Origin of the sequence: Pedobacter sp. (assembly GCF_035317785.1) — a bacterium.
Taxonomy (GTDB): domain Bacteria; phylum Bacteroidota; class Bacteroidia; order Sphingobacteriales; family Sphingobacteriaceae; genus Pedobacter.
In genome coordinates this window covers 1-2845 of sequence record NZ_DATHGC010000127.1, presented here as the reverse complement: position 1 = coordinate 2845, position 2845 = coordinate 1, and the positions used below count along the sequence as shown (strand labels likewise).

Below are 2845 nucleotides of genomic sequence, written 5' to 3'. Positions count from 1 at the left end.
GACCAGGGGAAAGGAAACGGAGTTTAATAGCTGGTTGGGATCAACCCGAATACTGGCCGGCATTTCCGCAATTTGCAGCACATACCGGGTACCCATCGGTACAAAGCCTGCATTGATCCAGTTGAACACGAGGCTCTGAGGAGTGGTGACCGGCAGCGGGACATTGTGCAAAGGATTGATCAGCACTGGAGCCTCCGGATAAGCAATCGTAATATTGGTACAACCTAAAGGAGCATTGGCAGAAAGCATTTGGTTACTGGCATAATCAAGGGCCTGGACACAAAAATTATAATTCCCTTCCGGAAGCCGGGAGGTCTGCAGGAGTTTGGCCTTATTGACACCGTAAACATTGAGTGTATTCAGGTCAAAAATATCTTTTAGTGCAACCCCACTCAGTTTTTTGACCTCATTTGGCCCCAAAATGATCGGTTGCAAAGGCACATAATTGGATTTGGTGGTTAACCGGATGCCATTATCGCCTGTTAGCTGACCCGCCAGCTTAATGCTCCTTTGAGTATTGGACAGATTTTGAACAATCAGCAGAACTTTCCCTGCATTTGCCCCTGCATAATCTGAATAATAGGGAGAGTAAGGGGGCGTAATGCTCACGTTGATGTTTACACTGTTTACTGTCTGTCCCATGGCCTTGTTGCCGGCCAGACCGCAAAACAGCGTCAGCAATAGCGCCATTGTTTTACCACAGGTCATCAGGTATAACTTTTTCATGGGTGATTGTTTTATAGATTAGAAGGAATGAGTTAAATTCAGGCTGCTCCGCAGTTCATTAAAACCCGGAAGCGTGATGTCTTTGGAATTACTTTTGAGGTAGCTGAAGGAAATCGAAGCGGCATTTCTTTTGGAGATCAGGTAAGAACCGTTGACATTCCCGTTCCACAGATTCCCCGCATCTTTCTTATTGTTTTGCTGCTGCTGATAACTTACTGAAGCATTCAAACCATACTTTCCCTTTGCAAACTGCTTGTCCAGCCCCAGAGAAGGCCCATAAAAAACAGTCCTTCCGAAGGAAATATCTGCTACCGTGTAGTTGACATTAGCATTCAGACCTAATGCATGGGGTACAAAATTGAGCTGATAGGAAAAATTGACCGTCTTGCTGTTCGATTTGTTCTGACCAGAGGTAAAATTATTGAGGTCAACCAGCGACTGGATATTGCCAACCAGCACGAACCCCTGTGCCAATAGGTCTCCGTTAATATTATACCGCAGCATCGCATTGATGTTGTGATTGGTACGTGCCACCCGCAAAGTATCTACGATCGGGTTCAAGCCCCTGTCCTGGGTGATTCCATAATTTGAATACCTCAGGTCAAGACCATAATCCTGTGTATTGTAGGAAGCGCTCATGGCCCCGATCTTACGGTTCGACCGGTAGGCCTTATCATGCAGAATGTTGTCATTTTGCAAGCCAAGGCTCCCATTAAGCTGCATCTTTCCTTTGAGTAACCTCCAGCCTCCTTCAACGGTATAATTCTGCACATCTGTTTCAAAATAATAGGCGCCCATGGATTTATAATCGGGATCTACACGCCTGTACCTGACCAGCACGTTATAATTACTGCCCTGATACCCCAGGCTGCTTTGTCCGGCAGCCAGCAATTGTGTAGATGTATTGAGTGTTACCAGTTTTCGAATCAGGGCCACCTTCCGCAGCTGGATGTTACCGATCGTATCGGACAACTTGTTGTTCGTATAGATACTGCCCGAGAGGTCCAGATCAAAAAGCACATGCTTAAAAAAGGTAAACCGTGCCGATGTACCCAGTACCAGATTCTCCGAAGGTTTTATACCACTAAACGTCACCGGGTTTTTGAGTGACCCGGCTTCATCCCCCGCATTCAGGACGATGATGTCAAAATGGTTCTGTTCGGTTCCATAGCCCAGCTTTGCGCTGTACCCCATTCTCCGGTAGGCCGGAGTCTGGGCAAAAGCAGAAACTTGGTTTGGATCCTCCTCAATGGCTTTGTTAAAGCGGCCATATATGAAACCCAGCCTCAGTTTACCAGGATTCAGTTCTACTCCGCCGCCCAAAAATGTATGGCCCGCCAAAGTGAAAGGAGAAAACTCCAGACTTTGCCAGCCCGCATGAACGGTAACCCATTTGTATCTTGGACTGATCCCATATTGGTTAAAAGGCTGACGGAAGCCGCGCTGCTGATCGCCGACCACCACACTGAAAGGAAAAGACACGCCGTAAACAGAAACTGCCGGTGCGCCGCTCAGGAGATAGGAAAATGCCCTCTGCCTGGCTGGAATGCCGCTGGAACTGTAAGTACCGACACCCAGGCCCAGGGTGCCATTGATGACAAATGGTTTTTGATTCGCTATTTGTTCAACATCCTGGGCCCGGCTTTGAATACTCAGCGCCATTATGGTAATGCAAAACCACAACCTTAAAGTACGTTTCATTTCTGCCTACTTTAAACTGATGAAATCTTTTTCCGATAAACCAAGTTTCTGCATCGTGCTGATCATAGGCTGGTCCTTGCTCCTGATAGCGCTCAATACTCCGGTAGTGCTGGCTGGAGTAATAATTATACGGACTTTATCAACAGTCAGAGGAGTATAGTCCGGAAGTACGTTGTGCAAGATTCTGAGCTTTGCGTCTGTAGGGTTGACCCTCAAAAGGTACCTGTAGAAAGCATTGGCCCCCAGATTTACATCGGTAAAATTCAGTTGCTTCCAATTATAGCTTCCCGACCCCGCATCAGCGCGGATATATACCAGCACTATTCCATTTTTTGCAGCGTTAAAATTAGCTGCTGGTATATTAAATACGGAACTGGTATCATTGAAAGATACACCCTGTTTTTTCAGGATACGATTA

The 2845-nt window shown here is 46.6% G+C and carries 3 protein-coding genes; all 3 read right to left on the bottom strand.

Going from position 1 to position 2845, the window contains the following annotated elements; translation table 11 throughout:
• The coding region (locus VK541_RS07595; protein ID WP_324368533.1) for a hypothetical protein at positions 1–726 on the bottom strand (726 nt) is incomplete at its 3' end.
• 18 nt (positions 727–744) lie between these two features.
• A complete protein-coding gene (locus tag VK541_RS07590; RefSeq protein ID WP_324368531.1) occupies positions 745–2427 on the bottom strand; it encodes a hypothetical protein in 1683 nt (560 codons plus the stop codon).
• A 6-nt stretch (positions 2428–2433) separates the two neighbouring features.
• On the bottom strand, positions 2434–2845 hold a 412-nt coding region (locus VK541_RS07585; protein WP_324368529.1), incomplete at its 5' end, for a hypothetical protein.